Source organism: Micromonospora sp. WMMD729 (assembly GCF_049315225.1).
Lineage (GTDB): Bacteria > Actinomycetota > Actinomycetes > Mycobacteriales > Micromonosporaceae > Micromonospora.
In genome coordinates this window covers 435,988-450,397 of the sequence record NZ_CP186059.1, presented here as the reverse complement: position 1 = coordinate 450,397, position 14,410 = coordinate 435,988, and the positions used below count along the sequence as shown (strand labels likewise).

The window sequence follows — 14,410 nt, the reverse complement described above, 5'->3', positions numbered from 1 at the left end:
CCTCGATGAGGTGCGAAGCCAGGAGGCATGGGTTGGACGATCACCACCACTACGAGGTGTCCCGGCGGACGTAGAAAATGATTCAGGAACCGAGCTCTACGGTGGCGTACGGTTCCCACACGTACATGCCCTTGTCGCGGTTGAGGACGATGAGCTGGCACGAGGTGATCAGAGCGTCCGCGCTGATCTTCGGGGCGCCGGAGAGTGCCTGGATGAGCGGCGCCGCAGGACCGTCGGCGTTGGTGTAGGCCAGGCTGAGGTGAGGGTTGTAGGCCTCGGCGGCCTCGGGTACTCGGTCCTGCCCCCAGACGTCGGCGATGGCGGCACGGATGGCGGCGCGGAGTTGCCGCACGGGCTCGATCGGGTCGACAGCGATCTGGACGGACTCGGGATCGACGTGGGGGGTGCCGATGGTGAGCTCGAAGGGTGACAGGCGCGAGCAGCGGTCGGTGGCGGCGGCCACGATGGCGTTGACGTCGTCGGTGACGACGTCTTGGACGAAGCCAATGCCCTGCATCGTTAGGTGAAGCCATCGGTTAGGAATGACGTCGAGGCTGGGCTGCGAAGACAGTAGGGACCGGTACTGGTCAGCGAGCTTCTCGACCTCGGGCTGCCCGTCGAAGGTGATATGCCAGGTGTAGAAGCGGGAGCCGATGCCCCAACCCGGTCGCCAGTACCAGTGGTTACGGATATTGGTGGCGTGCGGGACTGCCATGGGTTCTCCAGGTTTTCATGGAAGTTGCCGGGCGGCGCCGGTGGCGCAGAACTCGGTGATGGCTGCTTGGACACTGCGGGCCTCGATGCTCGTGCGCAGCGACGGGTTGCCGGCGATGTTGCGCCCGATGCCGCGCAGGCGGTGCACCAGCGGGTCGAGCCGCTGTTCGGGTGGCAGAGCGAGCACCGGTGAGAGGACCGAGACCGCGCCGTCGAGGCTGCCGGCTTTGAGATGTGCTGCGGCGGCCCAGATGCGAATCTGGGCGAGCGTGCCGTAGGCGATCGAGGGGTCTGCGGCGGCCTCCGTCAGGGCGTGCTCGGCGTGCTGGATGGCGTTGGCAGCCTCGCCGATGCGGAGCAGCACAGAACCAGCGTAGTTGTGTTGACGTACCGTTCCGCAGGCGAGAAGGCCACCCACCGGGTCGCTGCTGGCATGTTGGCGGGCCTCTTCGGCGCGTTGCAGTGCTGCCCGCGCCGGCTCGACAGCGCCGATCTCCGCCCACGCGTCCGCTTCCTGGCACGCCAGCATGACCGCCGCACTGCCCTCGGCGGCATGACCGTAGCCGCGCACGGCGGCGTTGGCCGCATCTTCGAACCGCCGCTCCCATAGGTGGGTCTTGCTGATCGTCGAGAGGACCCAGGCGCGGAGGGTGTTGTCGCGGACGGTCTCGGCGCACATCCAGGCGGTACGTGCCTGGGACTCGGCTGCAGCCGGGTGTCCGAGATCGCCTGCCATCCAGGCGAGCAGTGTGCAGAGGTAGCCCGCCCAGGTGTAGAGCTCCCGAGACTGATCAGGGTTCTGACGCCCGGTCTGCAGAAGGCGGAAAACGCGGTCGGCCAGGAGCCCAGCCCGCGCGTAGACGACGACGGGCGGCTCGGTCAGGTAGTCGACGGCGATCCTGCGGGTGGAGGCAGCGACATCGTCGAGGGTGAAAGGCCCGACGTTGGAGGCCTGCGCCCATGTGCCGAAGCTCGCCGTGCGTTCTGCCACCGCTATCACCAGTTCCGTCTCGTCCTGCAGAGCGCCGAGGTCCCACCGCAGAGGCTCAGCAATCGCGCCAGGCGGTGCCGAGGATGCGACCAGTGGTGCAGGCATCGGGGCGGCGTTCCCGCCGCTCAGCGCCGCTCGGTCTGCTTCCGGCATAGCGGTCAGGTCGTCGAGATCGACCAGACTGCCCGGTTCGGTGCCGAAGACCTGCGCCAGCGCGTTCAAGGCAGCCAGGGTGGGCCGACGACCGCCGAAGGGCCACCGCTCGTAGTCGCTGATCCGCGCCCCGGTGAACGTCGCCGAACCGTTTCCTTTGGCGTTCAATCTTTCGGCTACCGCGTCCTGGGTCCAACCATGGGCCTGGCGAAAGGCATCCCGGGGGCGCAGCCCGAAGCGGCGCTGCAGCTCGGCGGCGATGGCTGTGGGTGTCGCTCCGAAACCGGCCAGTGTCTGGCGTACGTGATCACGCTGCGCCTTGGTGCCCGTCGTTCTTGCCATCGCGGTCACCTCCTACGTACGGCTTCCTATCGCACGGTATCGCCCCTCTCACCGGAATCGGTATGGGGCGCGGCGAGGCCAGCGGCCCCGGGGTGGGTAGCTCGCCGCTAATTGATCAAAGTATCTGCAGGTCGTGGGCGTGCGCGGGTGGGGAAAAATCTCACCACCACCGGGGATCCACTCACGTGGATGCGCTTGGCAAGCTTGCCGAGCCGGATCACCGTCGGTCCGGATGTAGCCACCACCAGTGACGAGTGGGGTGGCTGCCACAGCAACGTCAACCGCGAATGCCCGTCGCTGTCGGGTCGTTGACGACCACCCGGCAGGCGTCTCTCCGCGCCCTGCCCGCGCTTCTCATCCTCGTGAGGATTACCGATGACAACCTCGAACGACCTGGCCCGCTACGGCTATCGGCAGGAACTCATCCGCCAGCTGCGGTTTCGGGACCTGTTGGCGTACGGCTTGGTGTACATGGTGCCGATCGCGCCGATGGCGATCTTCGGCAGCGTCTATGCGGGTTCCGGCGGCATGGTGGCCCTCGCCTACGCCATCGGTGTGGTGGCCCTGGTGTTCACCGCGTTCTCGTACGCGCAGATGGTGAAGGCGTTCCCGATGTCAGGCAGCGTCTACAACTACGCCGGTCGGGGCATCAGCCCGCCGGTGGGGTTCCTCGCCGGCTGGGTGATCCTCCTCGACTACGTGCTCGTTCCTGGCCTGCTGTACCTGGTGGCGTCGGTGGCGATGCACTCCACGGTGCCGACGGTGCCGGTGTGGCTGTGGCTGCTCGGGTTCGTCGCGGTCAACACCATCGTCAACTCGGTCGGCATCCGCATGACGGCGGTGGTCACTCGGGTGATGCTCGTCGGTGAGCTGATCGTCTTGGCGTTGTTCCTGGTCGTCGCCGGTTGGGCCCTCGCGACGGGTAGGGGCCGGTTCAGCTGGGACGCGTTCTACAACGCCGACACCTTCACCTGGTCCCTCGTGGCGGGGGCGGTGTCAATCGCGGTGCTGTCGTTCCTGGGCTTCGACGGCATCTCCATGTTGGCGGAGGAGACCCGTGACGGCGCCCGGCAGATCGGCCGGGCGATGGCGGCCGTGCTCGTCCTGGCGGGGGTGCTGTTCATCGCGCAGACGTGGCTCGCGGCGATGCTCGTGCCCAACCCCGGCGGGCTGCGGGCCGAGGGCGATGTGAACGGCAACGCCTTCTACGATTCCGCCGCAGTGGCCGGCGGAAGCTGGCTGGCGACGGTGTGTGCGGTGGCGACCGCGATCGCTTGGGGTTTGCCGAACTCGATGGTCGCGCAGGTCGCCACGTCCCGGCTGCTGTACGCGATGGCCCGTGATAGGCAGCTCCCCGCGTTCCTGGCGAAGGTGTCGGTGCGCCGCAGCGTGCCGATCAACGCGACCCTGCTCACCGGCGTCGTGTCCCTCGCCCTGGGCCTGTACATGGCGACGCGGGCGGATGGGATCACGCTGTTGTCGTCGCTGATCAACTTCGGGGCGATGGTGGCGTTCCTGGTCCTGCACGTCTCCGTGGTCGTGCACCACCTGATCCGCCGTCGCAGCGGCAACTGGTTCGCGCACCTGCTCATGCCCGCCATCGGGTTCGTGATCCTCGCCTACGTCGTGGTCAACGCCAACATCGCCGCCCAGCGCCTCGGCCTGGCCTGGCTGGGCCTCGGCGTGGTGGTCCTGGCCGGCCTGTACCTGACCGGCCGCCGGCCGGTGCTGTCCGGCCTGGCCCCCACCCAGGCCGCCGGGCGTGACATGGAGCGGGTGTGATCTCGATGAGCCACTTCACCTACCGGCCCGCCCGCGACGAGTTGGCCTACACCTTTGGCGGCCGTCTCCCGGTGGCCCACGTCCGCTCCGGCGATGTGTTCACCGTGCACACGCAGGACTGCTTCGGCGGTCTCGTGCGGGGGCCGGCGGACCGGCCGTCGCAGGTGTGCCAGATGCCGTATCTGAACCCGGTGTCGGGGCCGTTCTTCGTCGAAGACGCCGAGCCCGGCGACACCCTCGCCGTGCACCTCGTGTCGATCGAACCGGCCCGGGACTGGGGTGTATCGGCTACCTTCCCGTACTTCGGGGCACTCACGTCGACCTCGCACACAGCGACGTTGCAGCCACCGCTGGACGAGCGGGTGTGGGTGTACGACATCGACCGGCACGCGGGCATCGTCCGTTATCGGGCCACCGCCAGCGAGCACACCGTCGAGCTGCCGCTGGATCCCATGATCGGCACCATCGGCGTAGCCCCGGGTGGCATGGAGTCCCGCTCCACGATCGTTCCGGACTATTACGGCGGGAACCTCGACACCCCGGAACTGCGCGCCGGAACCACCCTGTATCTCGGGGTGAACGTGCACGGGGCGATGCTCGCCCTCGGCGACGGTCACGCCCGCCAGGGCCACGGCGAAGCCTGCGGCGTCGGCGTGGAGATCGCCACCGTCACCACCCTCGCCGTCGAGGTCATCAAGGGTGCCGCCACCGCCTGGCCGCGCATGGAAAGCTACAAGACCATCATGTCGGTCGGCTGCGCCCGCCCCCTGGAGGACGCCTACCGCATGGCCCACCAGGACCTCACCGCCTGGACCGTCGACCTGTGCGGCCTACAGGTGCTCGACGCCTATCAGCTCATCTCGCAGGCCGGGCGGGCACCCATCGGCAACGTCTGCGACCCCAACTACACCGTCCTGGCCGCCATCGACAAAGCCCTCCTCCCGCAGCCGCAGCCTGCCTACCGCGACGCGCACGCCCGGCTGCGGGCCCTTGCCGCAGTCCAGGCATAGGGGCATGTGATGACCGCGTCGATACCTCAGCTGTCGCTGCGCGACGAGCTGTTCCTGCTCGGGCACCACGACGACACCGGCCAGCCGCACCTGCATCGTCAAGCCTTGGCCCTCGGCATGGCCGGCGCAGTGCTGATCGACCTGTTCCTCGCCGGACGGGTCACCCTCGACTCCTACGGCGACCATCCGGCCGCGGACCGGTGGCTACGCCTGAACTCCGACCGGGCAGTCGGTGACCTGATCGCCGACACCGCCCTCGCCGCGATCCATCACTCCCGGACCACCCCGACCGTGAAGGCGTTCCTGCGAGATTTCGCCGACGACCTGTACGAACGCACCCGCGCCGGACTCGTCGCCGCCGGGATCCTGCGCCATACCGCCCGCCGCCGCCTCGGCGGCCTAGTCCGCGCCGACGCCTACCTCGCCACCGACACCAAGTGGGCCGTCGTCGCCCGCGCCCGGCTGCGCTACCTCGCCGCCGGCCGTGAGCAACCGGACAACCACACCGCCGCGCTCGCCGGACTCGTCGCCGTCCTCGGCCTCGCCGACCATCTCTACCTCGACGACGACACCGCCACCCTCACCGCTCACCTGAAGACAATCGCCGCCCAACACCACCGCCCCATCCGGGAGATCACCGCCGTCGTCGACGCCGCGATCGGTGACCTCGCCACCGCCACCTACCGATAGACCGTCGAGAGGGACGACAACGCCGTGGACTCAAGCGTTCGTATCCGCGCCGCCCGCTGGACAGACAGACAGGCCGTCGCCGCGTTGATCGCCGACGCCCTGCACCCCAGCCCGCTCGGAGCCTGGCTGGTACCGGACGCGGCGCAGCGCCGCCAGGTGATGACCGACGTCATCGCGGTGTGGGTGGAGCACGCGATGTTCTTCGGCGACGTACACCTCACCGACGACCTCACCGCCGCCATCGTCGGCTTTCACCGCTACCGACCGATCCCGCCACCGGCCAACTACCCGACCCGCCTCGTGGAGGCCGCCGGAGCACACGCTGAGCGCTTCACCGCCCTTGAGTGCCTGATCGCACAGCAGCAGCCCACCGAACCGCACTACCACCTGGCGCTCCTCGCCGTATCCCCAAAGCAGCAGAAGGCCGGCTGCGGCAGTGCCCTGCTCAGCCATCACCGCGCCCGCCTCGACCGCATCGGCCTACCCTCCTGGACCGCCGTTCCCGCAGAACCGGAGCACCTGCTCGCCCGCTATGGGTACATGCTCCGCCCGCCCCTCACCGTGCCGAACGGGCCGAGCCTGCGACCTATGCGCCGCAACCCCCACCACGCCAGCAAAACCATGCCGGCCAATCCGGCGCGCCCGGTCGATGACCGCTGGCAAGACCAGCACGCCTAACCCGCCCACCCATCGGACAGATCATCGCCTTCCCTGCACTCGCCGGACTCGTCAGCGCCCTCACCTTCACAACGCCAGCACTGCCGTCGCCACCGACTGCTCAGTGCCAGGGAGGAACCCCGACACCGTGATAGCTACCCCGACTGCCCCCGCCCGCCGCCTGGCCGTCAGCCTGCTCGGCAGCATCCTCCTCACCGGCTGCCACACCACCACCCCGGCCCACCAGAAGCCCGCGTCAACGCCGCCCGCAATAGCCGACAGCCGGACTGTCGCCACGCAGCCGGCCACTACCGGGCCGGGTCTCACGCCGTCAGAACGGCTGACCGCCCTCGCCAACACCGTCACCGCCACGCCCGGCGACACCACCACCGCTCGCCCTTACACCTACCTGCACACCCAGTCCTGGACCCGCGCCACCAACGGCATCACCCGCACCGACCTGCGCCAATGGCGCCGCGACATCGACGGCTCGGGCCAGGAAAAGGTTCGACGCCTCCCCGACCTGCCGGGACTGAACCACCAACCCGAGCGCCACGAGCCGGCCCTGTTCACGCAGGCGCCTGAGGCAACGACCAAGCACCTGTCAGGCGGCCTACATCCGTACCTGTCCGAGCCGCTGCCCAGTGATGCGCACACCCTCGCCGACATGCTCGCGCCCAGGGAACTGGCCAACGAACCGGCCTACCCGCGGCTACTCGCCAACGGCGTCGTCGCACTCGCGAGCACCCAGTACCTCAACCAAGCCCAACGGGCCACAAGCCTGCGCGTCCTCGCGGCCATCCCCGGCATCACCTATCGAGGACCGAGCGCCGACATCGTCGGCCGCACCGGCCTGACCTTCACGATCACCGCCGACGGATCCACGTCCCAGCTGCTGGTCAATAAGCACAGTGGCGAGATCCTCGCCGCGCAGGAGCGGCTGAGCGGGCGTCGGCCGGGCCTGTTCTCCGCTGTCCTCATCCTCGAACGCGGCCACACCACCGACACCGCCACCACCCTCCGGCCCTGACAGGCCGCACCACCGGCCGCCGCCCTACCAAGGATCAAGGAGGCTCACCCATGCCCCTCCGTTCCGTCGGTCACCCACCACTCACCCCCAACCCGCAGCGTTGTCCACCGCTGCCCCGCTCAGACCTGATCACCAGCACGTTCGGCGGCCGTCCGCGGGTTCTGCCAGAGGTATGGGCGGTGCCCCTTCACGCGGCGTCCCGGCTCGCCTCGCACCACCGCGAACAATGGGCGGCGGAGACAATCTCCCGCGACCCGGCCGTTGACGACCACGTGGTGGCTGCTGCCAAGAGATCGATCGATCGTCTCAACACCACGCGCGTCGCTCTCATCGGGGAGATCGACTCCTGGGTTGAGCGTGTGATCCGGCCTGCGGGCGGGGCACCGTTGCACACCGAGACGATCGGCTCCGTGATCGACCGCATGGCCATCGCATGGGTTCGGTGGAGGCGATTCTCGGAGACCGCCCAGCTGGACCCGAACGAAGTCGATCCTTCGCTGGCGCTCCAGCAGTTCACCGAACTCACCGAAGCCTTCGACACCCTTGTGCTCGACATCCATGAAGGTCGCCGCCGGATTCCTCACTGGCGCGCGCTCAAGAGCTATCGGGAGCCGCGATGAGGATCGCCGTCACCCTCAACGGCGCCGACAACGTCGGCAAGACCACGAACGCCCGTTGGCTGGCGTCGGCGATGCCGAACGTCGAGTTCACCGGGACAGTCGATCGGTGGGACCGGCGATGGGCCGAGGTGTCGCGACGAGACTTCAGTCAGTGGTGGTTCGTCGACAGCACCACCGACGAACACATCGACCTCGTGTTCAGCTCCCACGCCGCACGGTGTGCCGGTGGCGGCCCCTTGGCTTTGGAGGACCGCGGTTGGCCGATGCTTGTGGCGACCTGCGCGGCGACAGCGGCGGTCAAGGACGGCATCTCCACCGCCGAGGCGCTCGCCCAAGTTGAGGCCAAAGCACGTCGCTATGCCCCCGCGCCGCGCCGTGAGCTGCACCTGCTGCTGCGCCACAGCGACCAGCCGGTCGCCGAGGCGCACCACGCCGTGGCACGCGAGCCTGTGCCGACTACCGAACGCTACGTCGAGTACCAGCGGCGACTGGCCGAGGCGATCGACCTTCAAGTCGATGGCGGGGAGTACCAGGCCATCGTGGTGCGCGGGCATCGCCCACTCCTTGATGTGCAGTGCGAAATCCGCAAAGTCCTGACGCAACTCGACGTGCCCGTCGTTCCGCTGCAGCCAGACCGGATCCAGCACCTATGGGTGCTCGCTGGTATGTCTGAGAGTGGTAAGAGTACGGCCGGTGAGTTGCTACGCACGGAGCACACAGCCACCCGGCTGAAGATCGGCTACCTCATGCAGCTTGCCGCCGATCGGCTTGGTGCGGCAGATCCGTATCGCCAATGGGACGAGCTAACCCAGGCGCAGATGCTCACAGAAGAGATCCTGCGGTTCGCCGCGATGAACCCGGGCTCGCACCGGATCAGCCTGGAAAGCGCGCACCGCTTCGACGCCACAGCACACCTCCGCAGGATCTGGGGTGAGCGCTGCGAGATTGTGTTCCTCCGCCTTCCGGACAGGCTTCGCGCGCAGCGCGCCACCGAGGCAATAGAGTCACTCTCCGCCCGCGACTCGATCAAGCAAAGCCGGGGCGGAGACCTCATCGCGTCGATCGCCGACACGGTCATCGATAACGGCCACAGCCTGGCCGCGCTGAAGAGGGCGGTCACGGAAGTTGTTCACCCCAGGTCCGGGGCCAGGATTCCGCCGCACGCGGGCACGGCCATCCCCGAGGCCCTGCAACCGGTACTCGCCGACTGCGTCGCCGGACTGACCGATTCTGAGACCGCGCTCGTCGCCGCCACCGGGAGCCTCGCCCATCAGGGCTGGCAATCGGGGTGGAGCGACATCGACCTCCTTGTCGTACGCGACACGCTGCCGCTGCATTGGCTCCAGACCAGGCGTGTACCCCAGAGCGGACCGGCCGGGGAGAAGATCGCACTGTCGTGGTTCACCACCCGGGAGATGCTCGCCGGGTTGGTCCCACCCCGAGTACTGCACGCGGTGCGGCAGATAGCCCGCGATGGCTGCGGCCTGCTCTACCGCCGAAGTGACCTCGTCCTCAACGCCTTCGACGCACCAACCGACGACCGCGCCTCACGCGGCGAGCTGCCGCTCGTGGCGATGGTGTTGCGGCGGCTCGCCGCGAATCCCGAGCCCGATGTCCGCGCTGTCTACAAGCACGTCGTGCTGATCATGAAGATCATTTTGCGCGCCGACGGGGTGGACCTCGACGCCAGCGAGGAGGTCCGTCTCGCCTTCACCACCAGCCATCCGGACGCCGACATCGACCTCCCGTCGGTGGCCGAGGTCAGTGGCGACCGGTGGCGGCAGGACGAAACCCTCTCCCGTCGGGTCTGCGGAGCCGCCGCCAAAATCCTCGCCTACCACGACGTGCTCGGCTGCTCGGTCGCGTCCAACACGCCCCAGACGGAAGGATCAGATCCTCGATGACCACCGCCTTTGACGATGTTCTGCACGCCGATCGGGTGACCCGGCTCGGGGTGGGAGACACCACTCGTCCGATCCGCGTCGTCCACGGCCTTGATGGCATCCGCACCGACGTGGCCGCCGGACAGGTCCTGGCGACGGGACGCAACTTGTGGAAGCGATGGTGCGAGCACCCGGCGTACCGGCCGCACGATCTTCTCCTGGGCCTAGACGCCGGCGGCATCGTGCCGACAATCGCGGTGGCCTGGGCCAGTGGTAGCCAGTACCGGCTCGCCTGGAAAGTCAACCTCGACCTACCCGGGAAGGTCGTGTTCCACGAGCCGCATGCCCGGCGTCTTGAGGTCTTCGCCTACGGCGACTTCGAAGGACTGCGCGTCCTCATCGTGGACGACGAGATCACCACCGGGCTCACCCTGGCCAATCTCGTCGAGGCACTCCGCGCGGCCGGCGCCGACATCACCGGCGCGCTCTGCCTCGTCGAAGACACCGCTGGCGAGGGCCGACAGCTACTCGAGCGCGATGGGGTCCCGCTGTGCGTACTGACAACGCTGTGACCCTCGTCGAGGAACCGGTGTGCCACCGCGGCGGGCGGTACCTCGTCCGACGTGAACAGGCGCCACTCGGCCGGCTCCTGCCGTACCGCCGGGCCAACGGAGAGACCCCACCCCGGCGGGCACACCTCGACGCGGTGCGTCAGACCGGGTGGCGTGCCGACTTCGGCTCTCGCGGACTCGGCGACCTGCTGCTCGGCCTCGCCATGGCACAGGCGCTTCACGACGCCACACACGATCAGTTCGGAACCCTGGAGTACGCCGGCAGCCGAGCCGAACTGATCGCCCGGTGCACCCTTCCAGTAACGGTCACGGGCGGCGACGGGCACCAACTGGGCACGCTCGGCAGCGAAGACGCCTTGGAATTCGACGCGGTACCGGAATCGCCTCCAACGCTGCTCGACCTCATCGACGCCGACACTGTCGAGGTCCATGCCGCGCTGCCGATGCGCTACTACCTCCACGTCGAGCAAGCCCTCGGCATCAGGCTCCCTGCATCCGATGACCCGTCCCCCAGGTTCCGGTCATCGGTCGCAGCGCCCAAGCCACTCCACGTGATCTTCGTAGCCACGACGAGTCGCCCCGACCGCAAGGACTACGGCATCGACAACTTCGTCGCCCTCGCCGAACATCTGTCGGCCCGCCACTCGGATGCCTGGCGCTTCAGCCTGGTGACACCACCGGGCCACCAGCCTCCGGCATCCGTAGGGCAGATTGAGGTACTTCACGGACCAACGGCGGTCGACTGCATTGACCTGTTCGCCGCCGCCGAGCTGGTCATCGGCAACGACACCGGCCTGACCCATCTCGCCGCGCTCACCATCCGAGCGGACGGCACCCAGCCGCATGTGGTCGGCCTCTACGGACGGCACGGCTACGCCAAGTGGATCACCGGATCACCAGGCCACCACGCGGTGGCCACCCCGTTCTCGCACCTGATGTCGCTCGCCGACGCGTGTCCCGTGCGCGACCGCTACGACGACACTCTCTGGGCCACCGCGAGCGACCTTCGCGCCATCCCCGCCAAGGTCGTAGCCGATTTTGCGGGGCAGTGCGCCGGCTGGTGGCAACGATGATCCGCGTCGGCCGCTACCGCCGCTTCACCATGAACCGCACCTTCCACCTCGACATCGGCGCACACCGCCTCTTCGCCAAGCTGAACCCGAACCCCATGGAGGCTGCGGCCGAAATCGCCGGGTACCACCGAATCCGTCACCACTACCGGCTACCGAGGCTGCATTCCCAACACCGCGTCGGGCACTGGACCCTCACCCTCTACGACCGCCACCAACCCGATTTTCCGGACACCGGCCTGCTCCTCGACGCTCTCACGTCCACAGGCCCCGGCAGCGCGGCCAACCTCGACTGCGGACTCGACGCGATCTTCCGGCACTACCGCCGAACCATCGACGCGACCATCTGCCGAGTCCCGGCCTCGCGCGCCAACAGCAAGCTCTACCGCGACCGGACCCAGCCCGGCGGCAGGCTGGACGACTACTACGGCCACGACCCGATCGTGCTCAAACTGACCGGCGCCGACGGTCTCCGGCCCTCCGACCTGCGGGAGACCATCCTCATGGTCAACGGACGGCCCCGACGGCTCGACCTTCCTGCCCTCGTCAGCGAGCTACGCGACGCCTTCCACCCGGACGAGCAAGTCTGGGCCGCGATGACCCAGGGCGACCCCACCGACTTCAACATCGGCCTCGATGCCGACAACCAACCCGTCTGGTTCGACTACGACACCGCAGGCCTCAACGCCCTCCCCGGCGAGATCGCCTGCTTCCTCTGGTACCAGAGACTGCACGGCGCCTGGCTCGTCCCGCACTACAACACCGACGCCTACGCCGACCACAGGAAGGCACTCGCCGAAGCTGTCGAACCCACCGTACGGCTCAGAACACTCTCCCACCGAGCCATCGGCATCGACTACCAGCACCAACCATCGCCGGCCCGGCAGCAAGCCATCACCCGATACCTCACGACGCTCGCCCGGCCGCTCGCACTCTCCGCCGCCACCGACCTACTCACCTGGATACGCCCATACCTCGCCATGCGGATCCTCGCCGTCTACCCACTACAGCTCCTGGAACCCGCGACGCCGCTCTGTCGCTGGGCCTACTCGCCGACCTCTACGCACCCGACGCCGACCTGGAGCAGATCCTCGGACTCACCACTCAGACGCCAGCGGAGCCGCCCGCATGAGCCGCCCCATCGCCGTCATAACCGGAGCAGGCACAGGCATCGGAGCAGCCATCGCCACCCGACTGTCAGCCGACTTCGACCTCGTCCTGACCCACCGATACGACGACACCAACCTCGCCGCGGTCGTCGAGGCCGCCCGCCGCCACGGCGCACAGACCCACACCGTCACCGGAGACCTGACCGCCGCCGACACCCAGACCGCACTCCGCGCCACCATCGAGCAACACGCCAACCAACTCGCGGTCCTGGTCAGCAACGCCGGCGCATACCCCCGCATCCCGTGGAGCCGGACGGACCTCAACGTCCTACGCGACCAGCTCGAACTCAACCTCGTCACGCACGCCGCTGTCATCCGCGCCGCCACACCAGCCCTCATCCGCAACAACTACGGCCGCATCGTCGCTGTCTCCTCAGTCATGACTCAGCTCGGACGCGTCGACCTCGCCGGCTACGTCGCCGCGAAAAGCGGCCTGGAAGGACTCGTCCGCGCGCTCGCCCGAGAACTCGGCCCCCACAACATCACCGTCAACACCGTGCGGCCCGGCTCGATCGAGGTCCCTGCAGAGCACAGCGTCGTACCCGATCACGAGGCCATGGTCCGACGCCAGCTCGACCGACAATGCATCAAACGACGGGGGCAACCCTCGGACGTCGCCGCTGCCATCGCCTTCCTGGCCACCTCGGAAGCGGGATTCATCACCGGCCAAGCGATCAACGTCGACGGCGGCTGGCACCTGTCATGACGACCCTCTGGATCCGCCACGGAACCAGCCGCGACGGAATCACCCGCCCCCACGCCCATGCCCGCCCCGACACACCCCTCAGCGCGCGCGGCGCGGCACAGATTGCCGCCACGGCCCACGCACTTCGTGACCGAGGTGTCCATCCTGCAATCGTGTTGACCAGCCCGCATCCGCGCGCCGCCACAAGCGCAAAGATCTTGGCCGCGCTGCTCGGCGTGCCGCGCGCCACCCCAAACCCGCTCTACGCCGAGTGGCGCGCCCCCGACTGTGTCCTCGGTAAAGGACCTGATGAGTACCCATCTGAGTACCAGACCTGGCGTACGGACCGGCTCCGCGACCCGGACTCAGCCCTGGCCGGGGGCGAGAGCCTCACAGCGCTCTACGGACGGGCGATGGCCGCCGCAGTGATCCTCGGACACCTCGCCGGACGAAACACCGCCTTGATCGTCTCGCACCGAGTGTTCATCGGCGCGGTCGCAGCCATCACCGCCGGAGCGAATCGCCCTCAGGACGTGTTCGAAGCTGCGCGCCGATTCACGCTCGCACCGGCAGGGGCCTGGCCCGCCTTAGCTGAAGTCCGATAGCAACGCGTCAGTGTTCGCAAGGATGAAAGTTTTTAGAGCCTCAGGTTTCAGATCCACCTCAGAAAGGCGGTCGACGGCCACTCGGTCCAGGGCATAGCCACCGCGGCCCGGATCAGTGAATTCCGCACCCGTGCGAGCGCTCTCGTCTACCTGGGTGAGCCGGCAGGAGACGAAGTGCTGTACAGACACCCCCTCGCCGGACGGCGAGCTGAACAAGAAGACCTGGCTAAGGTGCTCTGCCTCCGCGCCCAACTCCTCCCGCAGCTCGCGGCGCAGGGCTGCATCGAGGGATGCGTCAGTCGGTTCAAGGCCGCCACCGGGCGCAGTCCAGTAAGGGGCTTGGCCTGGCTTCGTCCTTTTGATCAACACGAGCTGATTGCGTTCGTCCCACAGGATCGCCCGTACCGACCGACGTAGAACCTCACGCATGTAAACCC

Annotated in this window: 14 protein-coding genes; 11 read left to right on the top strand and 3 right to left on the bottom strand. The window is 68.1% G+C overall.

Annotated features, from left to right (window positions below):
- Window positions 1-82: 82 nt before the first annotated feature.
- Both ACN263_RS02015 and ACN263_RS02010 read right to left on the bottom strand, forming a co-directional pair.
- Window positions 83-715: a 2'-5' RNA ligase family protein gene (locus ACN263_RS02015; RefSeq protein WP_422738128.1), complete on the bottom strand. Its 633-nt coding sequence runs from the start codon at window positions 713-715 to the stop codon at window positions 83-85.
- A gap of 15 nt (window positions 716-730) precedes the next feature.
- Window positions 731-2,200 (bottom strand): helix-turn-helix domain-containing protein, encoded by a 1,470-nt coding sequence (locus tag ACN263_RS02010; protein ID WP_422738127.1) that lies wholly within the window; start codon window positions 2,198-2,200, stop codon window positions 731-733.
- Between the two features lie 375 nt (window positions 2,201-2,575).
- Between ACN263_RS02010 and ACN263_RS02005 the strand changes: the two genes are divergently transcribed.
- The 11 genes from ACN263_RS02005 to ACN263_RS01955 all read left to right on the top strand — a co-directional run bounded on the left by ACN263_RS02005 (window position 2,576) and on the right by ACN263_RS01955 (window position 13,973).
- Window positions 2,576-3,982 (top strand): APC family permease, encoded by a 1,407-nt coding sequence (locus ACN263_RS02005; RefSeq protein ID WP_422738126.1) that lies wholly within the window; start codon window positions 2,576-2,578, stop codon window positions 3,980-3,982.
- 5 nt (window positions 3,983-3,987) lie between these two features.
- Window positions 3,988-4,992 (top strand): acetamidase/formamidase family protein, encoded by a 1,005-nt coding sequence (locus tag ACN263_RS02000; RefSeq protein ID WP_422740567.1) that lies wholly within the window; start codon window positions 3,988-3,990, stop codon window positions 4,990-4,992.
- 9 nt (window positions 4,993-5,001) lie between these two features.
- Entirely contained in the window at window positions 5,002-5,682 is a 681-nt protein-coding gene (locus ACN263_RS01995) for a GOLPH3/VPS74 family protein (protein WP_422738125.1), read from the top strand.
- Between the two features lie 84 nt (window positions 5,683-5,766).
- The gene (locus ACN263_RS01990; RefSeq protein WP_422738124.1) at window positions 5,767-6,360 is read left to right on the top strand and encodes an N-acetyltransferase; all 594 of its coding nucleotides are present in this window, start codon (window positions 5,767-5,769) and stop codon (window positions 6,358-6,360) included.
- The gene (locus ACN263_RS01985; RefSeq protein ID WP_422738123.1) at window positions 6,332-7,369 is read left to right on the top strand and encodes a hypothetical protein; all 1,038 of its coding nucleotides are present in this window, start codon (window positions 6,332-6,334) and stop codon (window positions 7,367-7,369) included. The genes ACN263_RS01990 and ACN263_RS01985 overlap by 29 nt, the downstream gene beginning before the upstream one ends.
- A gap of 179 nt (window positions 7,370-7,548) precedes the next feature.
- Entirely contained in the window at window positions 7,549-7,989 is a 441-nt protein-coding gene (locus tag ACN263_RS01980; protein ID WP_422738122.1) for a DUF4254 domain-containing protein, read from the top strand.
- Window positions 7,986-9,893 carry a hypothetical protein gene (locus ACN263_RS01975; RefSeq protein ID WP_422738121.1) on the top strand — a complete coding sequence of 636 codons (1,908 nt, stop codon included), beginning with the start codon at window positions 7,986-7,988 and terminating at the stop codon, window positions 9,891-9,893. Before ACN263_RS01980 ends, ACN263_RS01975 begins: the two co-directional genes overlap by 4 nt.
- Window positions 9,890-10,444: a phosphoribosyltransferase gene (locus ACN263_RS01970; protein WP_422738120.1), complete on the top strand. Its 555-nt coding sequence runs from the start codon at window positions 9,890-9,892 to the stop codon at window positions 10,442-10,444. Before ACN263_RS01975 ends, ACN263_RS01970 begins: the two co-directional genes overlap by 4 nt.
- Window positions 10,441-11,517 carry a glycosyltransferase family 9 protein gene (locus tag ACN263_RS01965; protein WP_422738119.1) on the top strand — a complete coding sequence of 359 codons (1,077 nt, stop codon included), beginning with the start codon at window positions 10,441-10,443 and terminating at the stop codon, window positions 11,515-11,517. Before ACN263_RS01970 ends, ACN263_RS01965 begins: the two co-directional genes overlap by 4 nt.
- Before the next feature lie 1,125 nt (window positions 11,518-12,642).
- Complete coding sequence (locus ACN263_RS01960) at window positions 12,643-13,389, top strand: SDR family NAD(P)-dependent oxidoreductase (RefSeq protein ID WP_422738118.1); 747 nt, start codon at window positions 12,643-12,645, stop codon at window positions 13,387-13,389.
- Window positions 13,386-13,973 (top strand): histidine phosphatase family protein, encoded by a 588-nt coding sequence (locus ACN263_RS01955; protein WP_422738117.1) that lies wholly within the window; start codon window positions 13,386-13,388, stop codon window positions 13,971-13,973. Before ACN263_RS01960 ends, ACN263_RS01955 begins: the two co-directional genes overlap by 4 nt.
- Here ACN263_RS01955 and ACN263_RS01950 read toward each other — a convergent pair.
- On the bottom strand, window positions 13,956-14,402 hold the full coding sequence (locus ACN263_RS01950; RefSeq protein ID WP_422738116.1) for an NUDIX domain-containing protein: 447 nt from the start codon (window positions 14,400-14,402) through the stop codon (window positions 13,956-13,958). The genes ACN263_RS01955 and ACN263_RS01950 overlap by 18 nt on opposite strands.
- Window positions 14,403-14,410: the final 8 nt, after the last annotated feature.